Origin of the sequence: Streptomyces sp. sk2.1, assembly GCF_008120935.1 — a bacterium.
In the GTDB taxonomy this organism is placed as follows: domain Bacteria; phylum Actinomycetota; class Actinomycetes; order Streptomycetales; family Streptomycetaceae; genus Streptomyces.
Genome location: NZ_RDBO01000077.1, coordinates 1,030,987 through 1,052,240 on the forward strand (window position 1 = coordinate 1,030,987; position 21,254 = coordinate 1,052,240).

Below are 21,254 nucleotides of genomic sequence, written 5' to 3' on the forward strand. Positions count from 1 at the left end.
GCGCTGGGGGCGGCGGCCCGTCGGTACGGGGCCGCCACCCGGTGCGTCACTCCGCGGTGTACACGGTCTGGATGAGGCGGTTGGGCTGGCCCCTGCGGATGAACACGCCGCGTCCCGGCGGCTGCTGGGTCGCGTACACGCCGGGGAACAGCTGCCCCTCGCTGCGGTCGCCCGCCATCAGGAGCGCCGAGGCCCCCGACTCGCGCAGCCCCAGCATCAGCGGGTCGTACATGCCGCGCGAGGCACCCGCGACCCGGCGGGTCAGGACGAAGTGCAGCCCGATGTCCACGGCGGACGGGATGTACGGCAGGAACGGGTCGAGCGGTGCCTGGCCCGCGGTGGTCAGCACGTCGTAGTCGTCGACGAGGATCACGATCCGCGGACCGCTGCCCCAGCTGCCGGGCTCCAGGTCCTCGGTGTCCGCCCGGTCGTCCGGCAGCCGCTTCTCCAGCTCGGTGGCGATCCCGGCGGCCAGCCCCGCGCACATCTTGGGGTTGTACGCGTAGCCGCCGCGGAACTCCTCGGGGATCGCGCCGCGCAGCCCGCGCCGCGGGTCCATGACGGCGAAGACCAGCTCCTCCTCGCCGTAGCGCTCGATGAGGCCGCGGGCGACGGTCTTCAGCAGGTTGGTCTTGCCGCACTCGCTGTCGCCCAGGACCAGCAGGTGCTGGTCGTGGTGGAACAGGTCGAGCAGGGCGGGCGCGAGCGCCGTCTGGTCCAGGCCGATCGGCACCCGCTTGGGCTCGGCGACCGGCCCCGGCAGCAGGTGCGGCTCCAGGACGTGCGGCAGGATCCGCACCGGCTGGGCGACCTCGCCGCTCCAGGTGGCCCGGATCGTGCGGGCGGTGTGCTCCAGTACGGAACCCAGGTCCGAGGCGTCCGCCAGACCGTCCGTACGGGGCAGCGCCACCTGCGCGAAGAGCTTGTTGTCGGTGAGGATGCGGCCCGGCTCGTCGGGCGACAGGGTCTGGGCGAGCTTGCGGTCGACGCTCGACTCGCTGGGGTCGTTCAGCCGCAGCTCGACCCGGGTGCCGAAGTTCGACTGGGTGGCGATGCGCACGTCGTTCCAGCGGAGCATGCCCGCGACCACGTGGATGCCGTAGCCGCCACCGCGCTTGAGGATGTCGACGACGGCGTCGTCCAGCTCGTCGAAGTCGTCGCGCAGCGCGCCGAAGCCGTCGATGATCAGCACGATCTCGGCCGAGGCCAGCTGCGGCAGCCGGCCCGCCGTGTGCAGGGAACGCAACTGTTCCACGGAGTCGATGTTGTGCTCGCGGAAGAGCTCCTCGCGGACCGCGAGCATGCCCCGCACCTCCTCGACGGTGCGGCCCGCGCGCTCCCGGTCCGCACGCCCGGCGACCCCGCCGACGTGCGGCAGCCCGGAGATCGCCTGGAGCCCGCCGCCGACCAGGTCGAGGCCGTAGACGCCGACCTCCTGCGGGGTGTGGGTGAGCGAGAGCGAGAGCGCGAGGGTACGCAGCAGCGTGGTCTTGCCGGACTGCGGACCACCGATGATCGCGACGTGACCGCCCGCCACCGTCAGGTCCAGGTACCACTGGCCCTGCCACTGCTTCGTCGGGTCGTCGAGCAGACCGAGCGGCACCTGCAACGGGCCCTTGCGCCGGGCCAGTTGCATCCCGCGCGGACCCACGTCCAGCGGCCCCGCGACCTTGTCCAGGGCGATGGCGGCGGGCAGCGGCGGCAGCCAGATGCGGCGCACCGGACCGGCCGCCTCCCGCAGCTGGTCGACGACGACGCCCATCTCGGTCGGCCCGGTCTCCCGGCGCCGCACCTTCGGCTCCTCGGCCGCGGTCTCCGGCTCGGCCAGCGTGTTGAACGCCTCGTACTCCAGGGCCAGCGGACCGGAGTCCTGCTCCTCGTCCCGCTGCACGGGGCCCCGGTAGGCGCCCGAGACGTAGCTCGCCTTGAAGCGCTCGTAGTGGCTGGTGTCCACCTTGAGGTAACCGAAGCCGGGCAGCGGCGGCAGGTGGAAGGCGTCCGTGGTGTCCAGGACCGTGCGGGACTCGTCGGCGGAGAAGGTGCGCAGCCCGAGCCGGTACGAGAGGTAGGTGTCCAGGCCCTTCAGCTTGCCGCCCTCGATGCGCTGGCTGGACAGCAGCAGGTGCACACCGATGGAGCGGCCGATGCGGCCGATGGAGAGGAACAGGTCGATGAAGTCCGGCTTCGCGGTGAGCAGTTCACCGAACTCGTCGATCACCACGAACAGGTGCGGCAGCGGGTCCAGGTCGGGCCGCCGGTCCGCGCGCAGCGCCGCGTAGTCACCGATGTCGGCGACGTTGCCCGCGTCCTTGAGCACCTGCTGGCGGCGCTTGACCTCACCGGCGAGCGAGGCGTGCACCCGCTCGACGAGGCCCGCCTGGTTCTCCAGGTTGGTGATGACACCGGCCACGTGCGGCAGCTCCGCGAACGGGGCGAAGGTCGCACCGCCCTTGTAGTCGACGAGGACCAGGGCGAGGTCCTCCGGCGGGTGCGTGGCCACCAGGGCCAGGACCAGGGTGCGCAGCAGCTCCGACTTGCCGGAACCGGTGGCGCCGACGCACAGCCCGTGCGGGCCCATGCCCAGTTCGGAGGACTCCTTCAGGTCCAGGAGCACCGGCTGGTGGGAGTCGCTGATGCCGATCGGCACGCGCAGGAAGGCGCGTTCGCCGCGCGGCGCCCACAGGCGCGACAGGTCGAGCCGCGCCACGTCGTCGATGCCGAGCAGGTCGGCGAAGTCGACGGGGCCGGACAGCGGGGCGTCCACCAGCGATTCGGCGGACAGCCGCATCGGCGCCAGCATCCTGGCCAGACCCTCCGCGAACGGGATGCCGACCTCGTCCACGATGCCGTGGGCGCTGATCGGCTCCCGCTCGCGCAGGTCCTCGATGACCACCCCGTCGCCGTCGACGGTGATCCGGACGCTGACGTGCCCCGGCTCCTGGATGCGCTGTTCGAGCAGGTGCAGCACGCTGACGCCCATCTCGCGCAGCCCGACCGCGTCGTCCGGCCGCGGCAGCTCGACCGCGTCCTCGCCGTGCCCGTCGGTCACGACGAGCAGCCGGGACGTCATGGACAGCGCGTCCTTGCCGGACAGACCGCGCCGCACCTCGGCCGCGTACGAGGCGCGGCGGCGCAGCTCCGGACCGATCTGGCGGGCGAGCTGGGGCGGGGACGGGGCGATCCGGCGGGCGGCGACCGGGCCGTCGAACTGCTCGGGGTCGAGCAGGTGCGGCATCCACTTGGCCCACTCCCAGTCCGCCAGCCGGTCACCGGGCACGGCGAGCGCCATCGCGACGTCGTCGGGGGCGTGGGTGGCGGCGGTCTGGACGAGCAGGGCGCGCGCGACGCGCAGGCAGTCCTCGCGCGGACCGATGACGCTGATGTTGCCGACCCGGTCGAGCGGGACGGTGAGCGGGAGTTCGGTGCCGGTGCGGAAGCGGTCCATCAGCGCCGACGCCTCGTTGAGCATGAAGGTGTCGGGCGGCGAGAGCACCGAGGAGCCCTGCTGGGCGACCTTCAGGTCACGCACCGGCATCTCGCCCGTGCCGACGCGCACCCGCAGGAAGTCGCCGTCGAGCCGGCGGCGCTCCCAGAGCCGGGCCGGGTCGCGCACTATGTCGTACAGGGCGTGCGGCGGCGGGTTGAGCACATCGGCCCGCTCCGCCCGCTCGCGCTCCTCGACCGACAACTCCTCGCGCAGGTCCTCCAGATAGGCGAGGTAGGCCTCGCGCTGGGTGCGGCGGGTGCGCTGGGCCTTGCCGCGCTGCGAGAAGACGAGCACCAGGGAGCCGATGACGGTGACGAGGAGGATGATCGCCCCGAGCCCGGCGAACTGGCTGTTGCGCACGACCGTCATCATCACGACGGAGGACATCACCCCGGCCACGGGCAACAACGACATCGCGATGTTGCCCGACTTGCCCTCGGGAAGGTTCGGCGGCGCCTCGATGGTGCGCGCCTCGGAGGCGGCCGGCGGCCGGGTGGTCCTGGCCGGGCGGTGGATCAGTCGGGTACTCATCGTCGTCCGTCACTCGGGGTCGGGCTCGGCATCGGGGGAGCGGTGGTGTTGCCGATCGGTGATCAGTGCTGCTGCTGGGAGAGCCGGAACACGTCCGCGGCGAGCCGGGTGGCGGCCTCCCTGGTCGCGTGCGCCAGGAGTTCGGTGCGGATCTCGCCGCCGGCCGCCAGGTGCCGGTCGTACGGCAGGACCTGGACGCTCGCCCCGGTGGCCTCCAGCTTCTTCGCCGCCTCGTCGAGGTCGAGCCCGGGGTGCGGCACCAGTTCGCTGAGCACGACGACCGTGCCGGCGATCACGTGCCGGGGCAGCGACTGCATCCACTGGAGCACCGCGTACGTGCTGGTGACGCCCTCCAGCGTGGCGGGGGCGGCCAGCACCCGGGCCTGGGCGGCGGACAGCGCGACGCGGGCGACCTCGGCGGGCAGCGTCTCGCAGTCGACGACGGTGACGCCGAAGTAGCGGCGCAGCGACACCATGACCCGCTCGTACGCCCGGCTGTCCAGCATCGCGCCGATCTGGCCCTGGCTGCCGGGCAGCAGCCAGGCGTTGCCGGGGAGCTGGACGAGGTAGCCGGTGATGTCGAGCAGCGACATCTGCGGCTCGATGATGCCCGCGAGGTCCCCGGTGGTCCAGCGCAGCGTCTCGGCGCCGAGCCGCAGCGGCAGCGAACCGAGCGCCGGGTCGGCCTCGACGAGGAGGACCGGGTCCTGGCGGTAGTGCGCGTAGGTGGCGCCGAGCAGCGCGGCGACGGTGGACTTGCCCGCGCCGCCCCGGATGGAGGTGACGGCGATCTGCCGGCCGGTGGTCACGGGCTGCTGGAGCGTCTCGGCGGTGGCGGTGGTCCTGGCCACCTCGCGCGCGGCCGACGAGGACACGCTCACCCGCAGGGCGCGCGCGGCCCGCGCGGTGAACGGCTCCCCGCGCCGGGCCTTGAGCCCGACGGCGGCCAGACTCCGGTCCACGACGGGCCGGGAGTCGGGGGTGTGGTGCGAGCGGGTGCCCGGCTTGTACGCGGCGGCCTGGTCCGGGGCCTGGTTCTGCTGCGGCTGCCCGACGGCGTGCGCGGCCACCGCCTGCTGCTGTTCCTGGTAGCCGGGGTGCTGCTGGGGCTGGGCCTGGGCCTGGGGCGCCTGCTGTTCCTGGCGGCCCGCGTACGGGACGGCCTGCGGCTGCTCCTGGTACCCGGCATACGCGGCCTGCTGCTGTCCCTGATACCCGGCGTGCTGCTGGGAGTGCTGGGGCTGGGCCTGGAGTGCCTGCTGTTCCTGATATCCGGCGTACTGCTGAGGCTGGGGCTGGGGCTGGGGTGCCTGCTGTTCCTGGTACCCGGCGTACTGCTGGGCCTGGGCCTGCTGGGGCTGGCCTTGTGGCGCCTGCTGTTCCTGGTACCCGGCGTACTGCTGGGGCTGCTGGTGCGTGCCGTACGCCTGACCACCCTGGCCGTACGCCTGACCGCCTTGGTCGTACGCCTGGTCCTGCTGACCGTACGCCTGGTCCTGGGCGGGAACGCCGTATGCCTGGTTCTGCGCGGCAGCGCCGTACGCGGACTGTCCCTGGACCTGGCCCTGCGCGGGGGTGCCGTACGCCTGCTGCCCCTGGGCCTGGGCCTGTTCCTGCGCGGGGGTGCCGTACCCCTGGCCGCCGGAGCCCTGCGCGCCCTCCGGGGCGGAGCCGCTCCTCATGGCGCGCAGCACATCGCCCTGCCAGTTGTCTTCGTTCGGCATGTCTGCCCTTCTTTTTCGCCCTGCTGCCCCGCCGGGAGCACCTGCGAGTCGACTCAGAACTTGTTGAGCAGCTGTCCGTACACGCCGAACACACCGACGGCGAGCGGGAACAGCCCCACCACACCGATGGATTCGACCAGATCGGCCATGCGCCGCAGCCGGACCTGCACGTGCTCGGGCGGCTGCACCGCCAGGACGAGCAGCGGCAGCACCGCGGCCACGCACAGCAGGGCGAGCGGTCCGGCGCCCCCGGCGTGCTGCATCCACAGCATGACCAGACGCACGACCAGGACCGCCGCGGCGGCGAAGAGCGCCACGACCTCGGCGACCAGCGGGAAGGCCCGCGCCCGCGAGAGCAGCACGAGGGCCACCAGCGAGGGGAGCGCCACGGTCCACACGGACGGCTTGTCGGCCAGGGTCAGCAGCCAGCCGCCGGCCACGGCGGAGACCGCGGTGACCACGGTCGCGAGGGCGAGACCGCGGTGGGTGGCCGCCAGCGCGTTGCCCACCTGGTGCCGGCTGACGGAGGTGCCGCCGGAGCGGCGGTCGTCGAGCGCGGTGAGCCCGGACGCCGCCAGGGCGAGCCGGGGGAGCAGGCCGAGCAGGACGACGGAGAAGACGGCCATCACCGCGCCGAGCCGGGCCAGGTCGCCCTGGACCGCGGCGACGACCTCCCACACCACGGTGATCACGGCGGTGGCGGCGGCCCCGATGAGCCCGCCCCGGCCGAGCGGCGAGAAGTAGCCGAGGAGCACCAGCGTCAGGGCCAGCGCCCCGGCCACGGCGGCCAGTCGGGCGGTGCCCGCCCAGTCGTAGGCGTCCGCGGCGGTCCAGGCGGTGAGGATGCCGAGACTGCCGGAGGCGAGCAGGAGCGCGGTCGCCAGCCCCCGGTTCCCCCGGCCGATCTTCGCGATGAGCGCACCGGCCGCCAGCAGGACGAACGTGGCGACCGCGAGGACGCTGCTCAGGGCGTCCAGGGCGAACTCACGACGGGCGAGCAGCGCGGCGACCACAGCGAAGGCCACGGAGGCCACGCCCGCACTGGTCCGGCGCGCGGAGGGGCGCCAGCGCCAGGTCTGCAGATCGAGGTCGTCGGCCACCAGGTCGGTGACGTCGTGCACGACCGGGGCGGGGGGTGCGGAGTGGGCCCGGACGAGCCGGAGCACGGCACCGTCCGCGATCCCCACCGAGGACAGCGTGCTGTCGTGCGGCAGCGCGGAACCGTCCGAAGTGATCAACTGCCGTGTCATCGGGCGTGCCGCGGCCCGGTCGTCCAGCAACTGCAGAATGTCCGGCAGCAGCTGCCCGATCGGGGTATCGGACGGCAGGACGATATCGGCCCGGCGTCGCTCACCGACCAGGGTCACCCGGCTGAGCTGCGCTCGGGAAGTCGTTGCTGTGCTCACCACTTGACGGGAACCTATCATCGCGACGTTTGAGGAGTCGGGCAGCTTGGCGTGCCCATGCTACTAGCGCCTTCTCCGTCCCCTTTGCGGGGAACTCTTTCTCTATTTTCCGGAATTAGAGATTCACTGGGGATTCTTCGTCGATTCCCCGGTTTTATCCGGTTGCGCCGTTTTCGTCGGCTGCTGGTACTGCTGTTCCTGGCGCTGCTGCTTCTGCTGCTCGGCCTTCTGTTTCTCCATCATGTTCTGGATGAAGGACCATCCCACGCACCCCGCGCACAGCACGGCGGTGATGGCGATCCCCGCGAACACCTTCCCGAGCCGTTCGTCGGCCGTGCGTCGTGCCCGCTGCGCGCCGAACAGCAGCGCGTCCCGCATCCTGCGCCGGCGGACCGCCACCGACTCCAGGAGCTGGCTGTCGTAATCCCGTGCCATTCGTCTCGTCGTCCGTTGCCTCAGTCGTACGTTGCGTCGGTCATACGTCGCGTCGGTCCCGGTCGCTCGGCCGACGGCGCACCATACGGGAATCCCCCTGATTAACTCCTGAAACATAGAGCATGTGCGATCGGGCAGTACAGCCCGGGTCGGAGCGTGAGCGGGCCCGGTGAACGGGCATTACGTGTTCGTTACGGAATGCCGAAGGAACCGTCGCACGCCGCCTCGTACCAGGCGCACAACGACCCGGCCACGGCGTCGAGCAGGCCGTCGCCCGCGGCCTGCGCGATCGTCCCGTCGCAGAACCGCTCCCCGCGCACCACGGCCGTGGCCGCGCGCACCGCGTCGGCCGGACCCAGCCGGCCGTCGGCGGGCACGACCGGCGGCGGGTTGTCCCGCCACAGATAGGCGGGCGTCACCGCGCCGACGGCGGACAGCGCGCCCACCAGCCGCCGGAGCCGCTCGCCGTACAGCGGGTAGCTCATCCGCCGGGTGCCGTCGGGCTGCTTCCCGCCCTCGGACCACCGCACGTCGCGGTCCTCGTCCGTGAGCGCGGCGTGCGCCTCCCGCAGCTCGCGCCACGCGTCGGCGTTCCCTCGGTCGAGCCGCTCCACCAGACGCCGGTCGTCGGCCCCGGTCACGACACGGGCCAGCTCCTTCAGGGCGTCCAGGGAGGGAGCCGTGGACAGGGAACCCGGCACGACCCGGCCGACGGCCCCCGGCCCCGTACCGCCCGCCAGCTCGGCGAGGGCGGCCGTGGGAGCGAGCCCCCGCGCCCTGGCCTCCCCGAGCCTCCCGGACCACACGACCCCGTCACCGACCCCGGCCGCGTCACCGGCCGGCCGCAGACACCAACCGGCCGCGTCGTCCTCGTCGTTGGCCCACAGATACCCCATGACCCCACCCCGCGCGTCGGCGACGGTGAGATACCGGACCGGCCTGCCGGTCGTGCCGCGGTAACGCGGTGCGTCGGCCTGGTTCGCCATCACTCGTTCCTGTCTCGGGCCGCTCGGCCGTCGGCCTGTCGGGAGTCGGTGGGTTCCTTCACCGCCGACTCGATGAATGCGGCGGCTTCCCGCTCGGAGATCTGTACGCGGCCGATGTCGTCGCGCCCGAGTCCGTGGCGCCCGAGTCCGTGGCGCCCGAGGCACTCCGTCGGCTCCCGGCGAAGACCACGGGTGAGAAGACCTCGTCGTGCGTCTCGGCCTTCCTGTCGACGAGACACCGCCGCAGGACGCCGCGCGGGCTGTTGCGCGGACGTCCCTCACCGGCCTTCGCGCAGTACGTGATCCTGCCGACCGCCCCGGCGTCGAGGGCGTCGAGGCCGCCCGTACCGGTCGACCGCGCGCAACCGCTCCAGGACCGCGCGTGGCGGCTCAGTACTCGCCCCGGACCACATCCCCCGTACGTGTCATGGGTGTCGAGGCGGGACCTCAGCCCCCGCTCACCATTTCCTTGAACTCGGCGAGCGACGGAGCCTCGGCGGACGAGCCGGGCACGACACCGCTGCCCTTGATGTCGCTCGTGTCCCGGATCAGTTCGGCGAGCAGGGCGGTGGGGGTGATTCCGCGGGCCTTCGCGTCGCGCAGCTTCCTGAGCCACGCGGCTCCGGCGTTGATCGCGGCGGCGCCCAGCCCCGGTGGCGTCACCCAGCCCGCGGCGTCGCCCTCGTCATTGGCCCACACGTAGCCGATCACCACGCCGTCGCTGTCGGCGACCCGCACGTACTGCACGGGCCCCCGCGCGACGCGGTTGTAGCGGGGCGGTCCGGCGACCCGCTTGAGCTGCATGTCTTCCTCGAAGCGCGGATTGGGTCGGTTCTCGCTGGTCATGCACTCTTCCTCTGTCACCGCGGCAGGATCTCGCCGTACACCTGGGCCTGTCCCGCCTCGTCCACGAAGACCCGGGTCACTCGGTACTCCGAGCCGCGTCCGAGAAGGATCTCACGCTCGGTCACGCCGTAATGACTGACCTTCTCCAGCCACAGAGCGGGCGTTCCCTTGGGGACCCGCAGGTGAAGGATGGCGTCCTTGCCCGCGAAGCTGGGTACCGGGTGGTTGCCGAGCGATGTGGACAGGTAGCCCTCGTCGCCGTACGTCCCGCCCATCATTTCGAGGGGCGAGTCGAGGTCGAGGTGCCCGATGCCCGTACCGCGCACCACCATGACGTCCTGGGGCACGGGACGGGTCGACATCACCCGGTCCATCTCGCTGATGTCGTGCAGCACCTCCGGCCTGGGCCCGTAATGGGGGTCGTTCCGCAGGTAGCCGTTCATGTCCTTGTACGAAGGGAACGAGTCACCCGTGTAATCCCGGAGTGCCTGCTGCGCGGACGGGTCCAGATTGTCCACGTAGTCGTTCCAGTAGTCCCGGCCGTACTGGACGGCATCGAAGTCGTCCGCGAACGGCACGGTGCCGTCGGTGAGTTCGGCGGCGGCGACCCGGTGCTTCTCGGCAGTGGAGAGCGCGTCGAAATCGGCTTCCGACACATGCGGCTTGTACGTGAAGTCGTCCGGCGAGGCTCCCGTACCCGACCCGTCCGGGTCGTGGTGGCCGCCGGGCGGGGTGCCGTCGTCGGCGCCGTGGGCGATGTCGTCGGCGGTGCCGTGCGGGTCGAAGTGGTTGCCGGGGTTGTTGGGGTCACCCGTGTGCGCCGCGTCGTCGGTGTGGCCGGCCGCGTCGTCCGTGTGCCCGCCGTACGGGTTGTCGTGCCCGCCGTTGTGCGGGGTGCCGGGGCCGTCGTTGTGCGGGGTGTGCGGGGCGTCCGGTGCGTGCGGGTTGGTGCCGGGCAGGTCGTGGCCGGGGCCGTGGAACCCGTTGGGCGGCAGGTTGTGCCCCGGGGTGGTGGGGAAGTGGTCGGTGGGAACGTGGCTGCTGACACCGGGGACGTGGTTGCCGCCCGGGACGTGGCTCCCCGGGCCGTACGACACGTTGTCGAAGCCGCCGCCGGGCGGGTACGACGGCATGTCGGGGATGCCGTTCCCCGCGTGCACGCCCGTCGGCACCGGCTGCTGGATCTGCCAGGACGTCGGCAGGCCCGAGGTGCCGGGGACGGTGTCGTGCGGGATCGGAGTCGTGTCGACCACGCCGTTCGGGGCGATCAGGTTCCCGTTGGGGTCCAGGAGGCGGCCGTCGGGCAACTGCACCGAACCGTCCGGGAGTTTGGGGATTTCGATGTTCTCGATGCCCTTGAGGCCCTTGGTGATGTCGCCGATCTTGGACAGGCCGCTTCCGGCGCCCTTGGCGATGTAGGTCATGGGGTCGATGAACTTGCCGGTCTTGCCGGCGACGGAGAGGACCTTGGCGACGGCTCCGGCCTTGCCGGCTCCGGCCGCCGCGCCGCCGGCGCCGCCGGTGAAGACGGTGGTCAGGACGTTGAAGGTGACCGCTCCGGCGGCGCGGCCGGGGTTCTTGCCCCATTCGTCCCAGGCGACCAGGGCCTTGCCGGTCTCCTTCATCGCGGTGCGTGAGTCGCGGAGCCAGGAGGGGAGTTTGTCGTCGGGCAGGGTCCAGAACAGGGCGCCTGCTCCGGGGACGGCGGAGATGACGAGGCCGGTGGCGAGCTGGGCCAGGCCCTTCCAGGCCTGTCCCATGGCTTCCCAGCCGCCGAAGCCGACCAGGGTGCCCAGGCCCACCCCTACCCGGGGCCGTACCCGCCCCCGGGGCAGCCGTACGGCCCGTACGGCCCGTACGTACCGCCCCGTTCGCTGTGGCAGGAGTTCCGCGAGGGCGACTGGCCCCCGCTGACGGAGCTGCTGCGCCGGCTGCCCGTCCACGGATGCGTGTGGGCCCTGCTCCTCTTCTGCTTCCTGCCCTTCGTCATCGTCCTGCTGGTGTCCTATCCACTGGCCCGCTCGGCCCGTCGGCAGGCACGCCTGAGGTTCCCCCCGCACGCCCACCGCCGCATCGTGGACCCGCAGGTGATCCGGGTGCAGAAGGCCAGGGCCTGGACCGCGCTGGCGATGTCCCTGCTGATCCTCGTCGTCTACGGCACCGCGGCGGACTTCGAGGAGGTGCAGGAGCAGTACGCGTTCCGGCTCGCCGTCACCCCGTGGCTGCTGCTGTTCACCGCGCCCCTGGTGATCACGGCCCTGTTCCGGATGGTGCCCGTGACCGCCCGGGCGGACATGCGGGCCCGGCTGCGCCCCGCCATGCGCCTGGCCCTCCGGTACTTCGGCGCGTTCACGGCCGTGCCGCTGCTCTTCGCGGTCATGGTGCTCTTCGGCCAGAGCATGGAGGACCACTGGTTCACCCCGCTCGTCACGTTCCCCCTGCTCGCCCTGGTGATCTGGGCGTTCTTCTTCGTCCTGTTCGCCTCGGGGACGGTGGTCCGCACCGTGTTCGGCACCTCCGAGGTGCATGCCGCGCTCCCGGCCCTGCTGACGGGCGTGCTGGTGTGGGAACTGGCGGCCGTCAACCTGATCATGGGCGGAATGCCGCCGGGCCCGCCGCTCATCCAGATCTGCGCCCTGATCGGCGGCCCGGCGTCGGTGTCGGCGGTCGCGTGGTGGGAGATCGACCGGCTGCGCACGAGGTACGGGGTGACACTGCGGGGCCGCCCGGTGCCATGACCGGACGGGGCCCGCGCGGCGGGCCGGGGAGGCCACGGGCCGCCGCGCGGTCGGGACCCTTCCCCGTCAGCACTCGATGATGTTCACCGCGAGCCCGCCGCGCGCCGTCTCCTTGTACTTCACGCTCATGTCCGCGCCCGTCTCCTTCATGGTCTTGATGACCTTGTCGAGGGAGACCTTGTGGCTGCCGTCGCCGCGCAGCGCCATCTTCGCCGCCGTGACGGCCTTGACCGCGGCCATGCCGTTGCGCTCGATGCAGGGGATCTGGACGAGGCCGCCGACCGGGTCGCAGGTCAGGCCGAGGTTGTGCTCCATGCCGATCTCGGCGGCGTTCTCGACCTGCTCGGGGGTGCCGCCGAGGACCTCGGCGAGGGCGCCCGCGGCCATGGAGCAGGCGGAGCCGACCTCGCCCTGGCAGCCGACCTCGGCGCCGGAGATGGAGGCGTTCTCCTTGAAGAGCATGCCGATGGCCCCGGCGGCGAGGAGGAAGCGGACGACGCCGTCCTCCTTCTCCGCCTCGGTGGCGCCGCCGGCCGCGAAGTTCATGTAGTAGTGCAGCACGGCCGGGATGATGCCCGCGGCGCCGTTGGTCGGCGCGGTGACGACCCGGCCGCCCGCCGCGTTCTCCTCGTTGACCGCCATCGCGTAGAGGGTGATCCACTCCATCGCGTGGGTCTGCGGGTCGCCCTCGGCGCGCAGCTGGCGGGCGGTGGTCGCGGCGCGGCGGCGGACCTTGAGGCCGCCGGGCAGGATGCCCTCGCGGGCCATGCCGCGCGAGACGCAGGCCTGCATGACGCGCCAGATGTCCAGCAGGCCCGAGCGGATCTCGTCCTCGGTGCGCCAGGCCTTCTCGTTCTCCAGCATCAGCGAGGAGATGGACAGGCCGGTGTCCCGGGAGAGCCGCAGCAGCTCGTCGCCGGTGCGGAAGGGGTGCTTCAGCACGGTGTCGTCGAGGACGATCCGGTCCTCGCCCACCGCGTCCTCGTCGACGACGAAGCCGCCGCCGACCGAGTAGTACGTCTTGTGCAGCAGCGTCTTGCCGTCCTGGTCGAAGGCGGCGACCGTCATGCCGTTGGCGTGGTACGGCAGTGCCTTGCGGCGGTGCAGGACCAGCTGCTCGTCGGCGTCGAAGGCGATCTCGTGCATGCCGAGGAGGTTGATCCGGCCGGTGGCGCGGATGCGCTCCACCCGCTCGTCGGCACTCTCCACGTCGACGGTGCGGGGCGACTCGCCCTCCAGGCCGAGCAGGACGGCCTTGGGCGTGCCGTGGCCGTGCCCGGTCGCCCCGAGCGAACCGTAGAGCTCGGCACGTATCGAGGCGGTGTGGGCGATCAGCCCGTCGTTCTTCAGCCGGCGCGCGAACATGCGGGCGGCGCGCATCGGGCCGACCGTATGGGAGCTGGACGGGCCGATGCCGATCGAGAACAGGTCGAAGACCGAGATGGCCACGGGTGACTCCTCAGGGTTGGTAGACGTCGTTGTCTGCCGGGTGGTGCGGGTACGGGTCGGCCGGTCCGGAGAACGGCGGGGCATGGGATGGGGCACCGCGCTCACCGACCAGTGTGCGCGATGCCCCGTTCCGGTGTGTTACCAGAACTTGTCCGGATTACTTCAGACCGGAGTACAGCGGGAACTTCTCGGCCAGCGCGACGACCCGGGCCTTCAGCGCGTCCGCGTCGTAGGACGGCTTGAGCGCGGCCGCGATGATCTCCGCGACCTCGGTGAAGTCCTCGGCCCCGAAACCGCGGGTGGCCAGGGCGGGCGTGCCGATCCGCAGGCCCGAGGTGACCATCGGCGGGCGCGGGTCGTTCGGGATGGCGTTCCGGTTGACCGTGATGCCGATCTCGTGCAGCCGGTCCTCGGCCTGCTGGCCGTCCAGCTCGGAGTTGCGCAGGTCGACGAGGACCAGGTGCACGTCCGTGCCGCCGGACAGCACGGAGACGCCGACCTCGGTGACGTCCGGCTGCACCAGGCGCTCGGCGAGGATGCGGGCACCCTCCAGGGTGCGCTGCTGGCGCTCCTTGAACTCCTCGGAGGCCGCGACCTTGAAGGAGACCGCCTTGGCCGCGATCACGTGCTCCAGCGGGCCGCCCTGCTGACCCGGGAAGACCGCGGAGTTGATCTTCTTGGCCAGCTCCTGCGTCGACAGGATGACACCGCCGCGCGGACCGCCGAGGGTCTTGTGCGTGGTGGTGGTGACGACGTGGGCGTGCGGCACCGGGTTGGGGTGCAGGCCCGCGGCCACCAGACCGGCGAAGTGCGCCATGTCGACCATCAGGTACGCGCCGACCTCGTCCGCGATCCGGCGGAACGCGGCGAAGTCCAGCTGACGGGGGTACGCGGACCAGCCGGCCACGATCAGCTTCGGCTTGGACTCCTTGGCCAGCCGCTCGACCTCGGCCATGTCCACGACGCCGGTCTCGTCGACGTGGTAGGGGACCACGTTGTAGAGCTTGCCGGAGAAGTTGATCTTCATGCCGTGGGTCAGGTGACCGCCGTGGGCCAGGTTCAGGCCCATGATCGTGTCGCCCGGCTTCAGCAGCGCGAACATCGCGGCGGCGTTGGCCTGCGCGCCGGAGTGCGGCTGGACGTTCGCGGCCTCGGCGCCGAACAGTGCCTTGATCCGGTCGATGGCGATCTGCTCGACGACGTCGACGTGCTCGCAGCCGCCGTAGTAGCGGCGGCCGGGGTAGCCCTCGGCGTACTTGTTGGTGAGGACGGAGCCCTGGGCCTCCATGACCGCGACCGGAGCGAAGTTCTCCGAGGCGATCATCTCGAGGGTGGACTGCTGTCGGTGGAGCTCGGCGTCGACGGCGGCGGCGACGTCCGGGTCCAGCTCGTGGAGGGAGGAGTTGAGAAGCGACATCAGATGGTCCCTTGGGGTCTCTTTAGTTGCCGGAGAACTCGGTGTACTCGTCGGCGGAGAGCAGGTCCCCCGGCTCCTCCGCGACGCGTACCTTGAACAGCCAGCCGCCCTCGAAGGGAGCGGAGTTCACCAGCGACGGGTCGTCCACGACGTCCTGGTTCGCCTCGGTGACCTCGCCGGTCACCGGGGAGTACAGGTCGCTGACCGACTTGGTCGACTCCAGCTCGCCGCAGGTCTCGCCCGCGGTCACCGTGTCACCGACCTCGGGGAGCTGGACGTAGACGACGTCGCCGAGCGCGTTGGCCGCGTGCTCGGTGATGCCGATCGTGGCCACACCGTCCTCGACGGCCGACAGCCACTCGTGCTCCTTGCTGTAACGCAGCTGCTGGGGGTTGCTCATGACCTGAATTCTCCTGTACGCGGGGGAGTGCTGATGAACGGTGGTCTTAAGAAGTGAGACGCGAATACGTCACTTCTGCGGAGGCGCGGGGGTCACTTCTGGCGCTTGTAGAACGGCAGGGCCACGACCTCGTACGGCTCGTGGGTGCCCCGGATGTCCACTCCGACGCCCGCGGTGCCGGGCGTGGCGTGCGCGGCGTCCACGTACGCGATGGCGATCGGCTTGCCGAGGGTGGGCGACGGGGCGCCGGAGGTGACCTCGCCGACGACCTGGCCGTCGGCGACGACGGAGAAGCCGGCGCGGGGGACCCGGCGGCCCTCGGCGATCAGCCCGACCAGCTTGCGCGGCGGGGCGGCCTCGGCGCGCTCGGCGGCGGCCTCCAGGGCCTTGCGGCCCACGAAGTCGCCCTCCTTCTCGAACTTCACGACCCGGCCGAGACCGGCGTCGAACGGGGTCAGCGCCGTGGTCAGCTCGTGCCCGTACAGCGGCATGCCGGCCTCCAGGCGCAGCGTGTCGCGGCAGGAGAGCCCGCACGGGATCAGGCCGCGGGAGGCGCCCGCCTCGGTCAGCGCCTTCCACAGCTGCTCGGCGTGGGCGGGGGCGACGAACAGCTCGAAGCCGTCCTCGCCGGTGTAGCCGGTGCGGGCGATCAGCGCGGGGACACCGGCGACGGTGCCGGGCAGACCGGCGTAGTACTTCAGGTTGTCCAGGTCGGCGTCGGTGACGGAGGCCAGGATGGCGGGCGACTCGGGGCCCTGGACGGCGAGCAGCGCGTAGGCGTCGCGGTCGTCGCGCACCTCGGCGTCGAAGCCCCCGGCCCGCGCGGTCAGCGCGTCCAGCACGATCTGGGCGTTGCCGGCGTTGGCGACGACCATGTACTCGGTCTCCCCGAGCCGGTAGACGATCAGGTCGTCCAGGATGCCGCCGTCCTCGGCGCAGATCATCGTGTAGCGGGCGCGGCCCGTGGCGACGGTGCCGATGTTGCCGACCAGCGCGAAGTTCAGGAAGGCCGCGGCCTCGGGGCCGGTGACGGTGATCTCGCCCATGTGCGACAGGTCGAAGAGGCCGGCCCGGGTGCGGACCGCGTTGTGCTCGTCGCGCTCGCTGCCGTAGCGCAGGGGCATGTCCCAGCCGGCGAAATCGGTCATGGTCGCACCCAGCGAACGGTGCAGGGCATCGAGGGCGGTGAGACGGGGGGCGGTGCTCATGGATGTGACTCCCGGGGCATGACGACGAGGACGATCCCTCCCCATCTGTCATCGGAACCTGAGAGGTTCGCCGGGAGCCCCTGAACGGGGTCGGCTTGCACCTTGGGTGGAGCCGCAGGGCGGCCCGCTTTTCAGATCTGCCTCATCCGCACGGTACGGGGCCTGAGAGATTCAAGGGAGGAACTTGCTCCTTCGGCGCCCGGCACGCGCGGTGACCGGAACTCTCCCGCGCGGATTCAAACGGCCTGTATGTAGTTGGCCGGGTCATCATCGCACGCATCGGGCCGGAGTGGGGCGTCGGTCCCCCCGCGGGATTCGGCGGTGCGGACAGTTGTGTCGCATTACCTTTTCTTTACACTTCAAGGGCATACGTGGGGTGACCCGTACAGGGGGAGGGTGATGACGTTGCGGCGATACGCGACGACCGCGGGCATCGCGCACGGAGCGATGCCCGCACAGCCGGGGGCCCCGGCCAGGGAGGCGCTCGGCCCGCACGCGCCCGTCGTGCGGGACCTGCGGGAGCGGACGGGGGGCGGCCCGCGCGCCCTGGACTTCGCGCCGGGCGACGTGGTGGTGGTCTCCGGGCTGCCGGGCAGCGGCAAGTCGACGCTCATCCGGCGGGTGGTGACGGCGGCGCGCGCGATCGACTCGCAGGACACCCGCGACCGCTGGGCGGGGATGATGCCCCGCTTACTCCCGTACGCCCTCTACCGCCCGCTCGTCCGCGCCGCCCACTACTGGGGGCTGCGGCGGGCGCTGCGCTCGGGGGAGTCCGTCGTCGTCCACGACTGCGGGACCCAGTCGTGGGTGCGCGGCTGGCTGGCCCGGGACGCCCGGCGCCGGGGCCGCGGCCTGCATCTGGTCCTGCTCGACGTCACGCCGCAGACGGCGCGGGAAGGGCAGCGGGAGCGCGGGCGCGGGGTGTCCGGCTACGCGTTCGCCCGGCACCGCAGGGCCGTGGCCCGGCTGCTGCGGGCCACCGAGACCGGCCTGCTGCCGCCCGGCTGCGCCTCGGCGGTGCTGCTGGACCGGGAGGCGGCGGGGAGGCTGGACCGGATCGGGTTCACCGAGCCCGGGAGCTGAGCGGCCGAGGACGGCTGGGGAAACCGGGGCCGCGGAGGGAAACCGGGCGGCCGGGGCCGCGGGCACGCAGAAGGGTGCCGAGGGCCGGTCGGCCGGGTGTTCGAGGGAGCGGGGCGACCGCGGCGGCGGGCGTTAACCTTCTGCCGGAAGGCTCGGGCAAGAAGGGGAAGCAGTGGACATTCCGGCGCAGGTCCAGTCCCATCCGCAGAGCGGATGGCCGGCCAACGAGCTCGAAGAGGTGCTGATGGCCTCGGTGGGCAGCCCGGAGGCGGGCGGACGGCTCGTCGAGGTGCTCGGACGCAACCAGGTCTGGGTGCCCCTGCCCAACGGCGGCGGACCCGACTCCCCGGCCCTCGACCTGCCGACGGTGGAGATCGACGGCGCCCCGTACGTCCCCGTGTTCAGCTCCGAGCAGCAGTTCCTCGCCTGCGTCGGCGCCCACATGTCCTTCACCGTCGCGCCCGCCCGCGACTTCGCCCGCGGACTGCCCCCGCAGCTCGGCATCGCCGTGAACCCGGGCGGCGCGGTCGGGATGCCGCTGCCGCCGCCCGCCGTGGCCGAGCTCTGCCGGGCCGGACGCACCCCGCTGGACGGTCCGGCCAGCGGCGGCCGGGTCCGGCTGTACGAGCCGGACTGGCAGGAGGAACCCGTCGACTTCCTCTCCGCGGCGGCCGGCGAGTTCGAGGAGAGCGGCGTCGTGCTCACCGCGCGCCGGGCCCTGGCCAGCATCGAGGGCGAGGACCCCGTCCTGTTCATCGGCGTCGAGTTCTCCACCTGGGACGGCGCGGGCCGCAACGCCCCGATGGACGCCCTCGGCCGCGCCCTCGGCCGGGTCGAGGTGCCCTGGCCGGTCAATCTCGTCCTGCTCGACGTGGCGCAGGACCCGGTGGGCGACTGGATGCGGGAGAAGATCCGGCCGTTCTACCAGCGGGCGGACCGCCCTTAGGGCGGGTTCCGGGGCCATGGACCGGACCGCGCGGCTCCGGCCCATGGTGTCAAGCCGGTGTCAGGACCGGCGCATAAGCTGGTTTCATGGCTGGTGCCTCGGCATCGGGCCGTGCCCAGATGCCCGGGGCGCGGCGGGCCGACACAGTGGAGTCGAAGAGGGGCGGGACCAGGTGAGTGCGTCAGGCACCGCGGCGGCCGGGCAGGTCGAGCACATGCTGCGCCAAGTGACGCCCGGGCGCTACGACGCGTACGAGGCGCTTCTGCAGGCCCTCGCGAACGACCGGGTCTGGATGCTCCTGTGGCACGGCGCGCCGGGCTCGCCCGACGCCCAGTACGGGAACATGGAGGTCGACGGCCTCGGCTACGCCCCCTGTGTGACCTCCGCCCAGGAGCTCTCGGCCAGCGGCTGGAACCGCGCCCACGAGGTGGTCACCGGCCACGACATCGCCCGCGCCCTCTTCCCGGACCGCTGGGGCATCTGGCTCAACCCGCACGCCCCGGGCGGCGGAGTCGGCATCCCCTGGCTGGACCTGCGCCGCATCGCCACCGGCCTCGACCGGATGCCCGCGGGCCCGCTCCGCCTCACCGAGCCGGCCATCGAGATCCCGCAGTTCTACGCCCAGCTCGCGCAGAACGCCCACCGCACCCCCGCGATCCGTTCGCTGCGCCGCGCCTGGGTGCAGCCCGCGCTCGGTGCCCCGTACCTCGCCATCGGCCTCGACCTCTACGACACCAGCCGCCCCTCGGTCGACGCGGTGCGCGCGATGATGCAGCAGTCGATCGCCGCGGTCCCGGACGGCCTGCCCGTCTCCACCGTCGCGATGTCCGACGAGTACGACCCGGTCGCGATGTGGCTGCGCGCCAACGCCCGGCCGTTCTACGACCGCGAGGCCCACGGGCCCGAGGGGTCGTCGGCCGCCGCCCTGTCCCGTCGTCACCGCTCCGTCCGTGGGCCCGCGCGCCCGGGAGTCGTCGCGCACCGGGCCCGGTGCGACGCGCCGGCCCGGACGTGGGTCCGTGCCCCGCAGGGTGCCGGCCCGCCCTTCGCCGGCGCTTCCCGCGACCCCGGCCCGCGGTTTTCGTGCCGATTCGCGCCCGGCCGACGCTTCCCCCGGTCCGAGGCCGCCGCATCGGTCCCCGTACGTCCGGTATTCCCGCGATGCGCGCATGCGTGGACAACTGTCGGCATCGACGGGTGAGTTCGCCGTTTCCCTGATCATCTCGCCCGTCATGTCCGGGATTTACCCGCTGGTCATGTCTGGGCAGGTCTGGTGGGGAAAGCGGGGTCAATTCCCCCGCGTGCCCCGTTCTGACTCAACTGGCCCGTGTTCGAGGGGCGTTCACATCCGTCCGGATAACGGAACACCCCAGACCGCATCACGGTTAGGCATCCATTCGCCTGACGGTCTGGCTACCTGTAGTGACGGCAATGAAGACTCCCGCAGCAAGGGCGTCTTGCCGCCTCTGCGTACGACTGACTGATCGCGCCGCCACAGCGGCCAGTTCGGCCCGGCCACCGCCGGTTGAGAGGGGTCCTTGCCACGATGACGGCACCACTGCAAGAGCCGACCACGGAAGCGGATCCGGTCGCGGCCGGCGGTCCCGCGGGCGACTCCGGGGCGAAGAAGGTCGAGGGCCGGTCTCTCAAGCAGATCGCCTGGAACCGCCTGAAGCAGGACAAGGTCGCGCTGGCGGGCGGCGTCACCGTGCTCCTCCTGGTCCTCGTGGCGATCTTCGCGCCGCTGATCGTGAGCCTGCTCGGACACCCGCCGAACGAGTTCCACCAGGAGAAGCTCGACCCGCTGACCAACCTGCCGATGGGCAGCCTCGGCGGGGTGAGCGGCGACTTCCTGTTCGGCGTCGAGCCCAACAAGGGGCGCGACGTCTTCAGCCGGATCGTCTACGGTGCCCGGATCTCGCTGCTCGTGGCGTTCCTGGCGGCCCTGGTCGCCGTCGCCCTCGGCACGCTCTTCGGGATCATCGCCGGTTACTTCGGCGGCTGGGTGGACGCGGCGATCAGCCGGGTCATGGACGTGCTGCTGTCCTTCCCGCAGCTCCTCTTCATCATCTCCCTGGTCTCGGTCCTCCCCGACGACCTGCTCGGACTGACCGGCAGCGGCGTGCGCATCGCCGTCCTCGTCGCCGTCATCGGCTTCTTCGGCTGGCCGTACGTGGGACGCATCGTCCGGGGGCAGACGCTCTCGCTGCGCGAACGCGAGTACGTGGAAGCGGCGCGCAGCCTCGGCGGCGGGCGGGTGCACATCCTCTTCCGCGAACTGCTGCCGAACCTGGTGGCGCCGATCACCGTCTACGCGACGCTCATGATCCCCACCAACATCCTCACCGAAGCGGCGCTCAGCTTCCTCGGCGCCGGTGTCCGGCCGCCCACCGCCTCCTGGGGCGGAATGCTGCGGGACGCCCTGGAGACGTACGAGCACGACCCGATGTTCATGGTCTTCCCCGGTGTGACGATCTTCATCACCGTACTGGCCTTCAACCTCTTCGGGGACGGGCTGCGCGACGCCCTGGACCCCAAGGGGACCCGATAACCCACGACTTGCCCCTGCCGCATCGTCAGGTGGCTTTTCCCATGGTT

15 protein-coding genes, 1 pseudogene and 1 riboswitch are annotated in these 21,254 nt (G+C 71.9%); of the genes and pseudogenes, 5 read left to right on the forward strand and 11 right to left on the reverse strand.

Features of this window, described 5'->3' with window-relative positions; translation table 11 throughout:
• Positions 1-46 precede the first annotated feature (46 nt).
• From eccCa to EAO76_RS31885, 7 genes are all read right to left on the reverse strand, one after another.
• The gene (gene eccCa / locus EAO76_RS31855; RefSeq protein ID WP_148839334.1) at positions 47-4,018 is read right to left on the reverse strand and encodes a type VII secretion protein EccCa; all 3,972 of its coding nucleotides are present in this window, start codon (positions 4,016-4,018) and stop codon (positions 47-49) included.
• A 62-nt stretch (positions 4,019-4,080) separates the two neighbouring features.
• Positions 4,081-5,742: a MinD/ParA family protein gene (locus tag EAO76_RS46780; protein ID WP_262375851.1), complete on the reverse strand. Its 1,662-nt coding sequence runs from the start codon at positions 5,740-5,742 to the stop codon at positions 4,081-4,083.
• Between the two features lie 53 nt (positions 5,743-5,795).
• Positions 5,796-7,169: a type VII secretion integral membrane protein EccD gene (gene eccD / locus EAO76_RS31865; RefSeq protein WP_148839335.1), complete on the reverse strand. Its 1,374-nt coding sequence runs from the start codon at positions 7,167-7,169 to the stop codon at positions 5,796-5,798.
• Between the two features lie 102 nt (positions 7,170-7,271).
• Positions 7,272-7,583, reverse strand: a complete 312-nt coding sequence (locus tag EAO76_RS31870; protein WP_148839336.1) for a hypothetical protein — start codon at positions 7,581-7,583, stop codon at positions 7,272-7,274.
• 191 nt (positions 7,584-7,774) lie between these two features.
• The gene (locus EAO76_RS31875) at positions 7,775-8,569 is read right to left on the reverse strand and encodes a DUF6508 domain-containing protein (protein ID WP_148839337.1); all 795 of its coding nucleotides are present in this window, start codon (positions 8,567-8,569) and stop codon (positions 7,775-7,777) included.
• A 447-nt stretch (positions 8,570-9,016) separates the two neighbouring features.
• A complete protein-coding gene (locus EAO76_RS31880) occupies positions 9,017-9,415 on the reverse strand; it encodes a hypothetical protein (protein WP_148839338.1) in 399 nt (132 codons plus the stop codon).
• Between the two features lie 14 nt (positions 9,416-9,429).
• Positions 9,430-11,358: an ADP-ribosyltransferase gene (locus tag EAO76_RS31885; RefSeq protein WP_262375852.1), complete on the reverse strand. Its 1,929-nt coding sequence runs from the start codon at positions 11,356-11,358 to the stop codon at positions 9,430-9,432.
• A gap of 6 nt (positions 11,359-11,364) precedes the next feature.
• Here EAO76_RS31885 and EAO76_RS31890 point away from each other — a divergent pair, with 6 nt between their 5' ends.
• Positions 11,365-12,153, forward strand: a complete 789-nt coding sequence (locus EAO76_RS31890; RefSeq protein WP_262375853.1) for a hypothetical protein — start codon at positions 11,365-11,367, stop codon at positions 12,151-12,153.
• Between the two features lie 66 nt (positions 12,154-12,219).
• On the opposite strand, the gene EAO76_RS31895 is transcribed toward EAO76_RS31890, so the two are convergent.
• From EAO76_RS31895 to gcvT, 4 genes are all read right to left on the reverse strand, one after another.
• Positions 12,220-13,602: an L-serine ammonia-lyase gene (locus tag EAO76_RS31895; protein WP_148839340.1), complete on the reverse strand. Its 1,383-nt coding sequence runs from the start codon at positions 13,600-13,602 to the stop codon at positions 12,220-12,222.
• Between the two features lie 157 nt (positions 13,603-13,759).
• Entirely contained in the window at positions 13,760-15,019 is a 1,260-nt protein-coding gene (glyA, locus tag EAO76_RS31900) for a serine hydroxymethyltransferase (protein WP_148839341.1), read from the reverse strand.
• A 22-nt stretch (positions 15,020-15,041) separates the two neighbouring features.
• Positions 15,042-15,419: a glycine cleavage system protein GcvH gene (gene gcvH, locus EAO76_RS31905; protein WP_148839342.1), complete on the reverse strand. Its 378-nt coding sequence runs from the start codon at positions 15,417-15,419 to the stop codon at positions 15,042-15,044.
• A 92-nt stretch (positions 15,420-15,511) separates the two neighbouring features.
• Positions 15,512-16,627, reverse strand: a complete 1,116-nt coding sequence (gcvT, locus tag EAO76_RS31910) for a glycine cleavage system aminomethyltransferase GcvT (protein ID WP_148839343.1) — start codon at positions 16,625-16,627, stop codon at positions 15,512-15,514.
• A 141-nt stretch (positions 16,628-16,768) separates the two neighbouring features.
• Positions 16,769-16,866, reverse strand: a riboswitch (glycine riboswitch).
• Between the two features lie 160 nt (positions 16,867-17,026).
• Here gcvT and EAO76_RS31915 point away from each other — a divergent pair.
• From EAO76_RS31915 to EAO76_RS31930, 4 genes and pseudogenes are all read left to right on the forward strand, one after another.
• On the forward strand, positions 17,027-17,710 hold the full coding sequence (locus tag EAO76_RS31915) for an AAA family ATPase (RefSeq protein ID WP_148839344.1): 684 nt from the start codon (positions 17,027-17,029) through the stop codon (positions 17,708-17,710).
• Positions 17,711-17,882: 172 nt separating this feature from the next.
• Complete coding sequence (locus EAO76_RS31920) at positions 17,883-18,656, forward strand: enhanced serine sensitivity protein SseB (protein WP_148839345.1); 774 nt, start codon at positions 17,883-17,885, stop codon at positions 18,654-18,656.
• A 172-nt stretch (positions 18,657-18,828) separates the two neighbouring features.
• Positions 18,829-19,566, forward strand: a pseudogene (locus tag EAO76_RS31925) (enhanced serine sensitivity protein SseB C-terminal domain-containing protein); the annotation flags it as partial.
• A gap of 636 nt (positions 19,567-20,202) precedes the next feature.
• Complete coding sequence (locus EAO76_RS31930) at positions 20,203-21,207, forward strand: ABC transporter permease (RefSeq protein ID WP_148839346.1); 1,005 nt, start codon at positions 20,203-20,205, stop codon at positions 21,205-21,207.
• Positions 21,208-21,254: the final 47 nt, after the last annotated feature.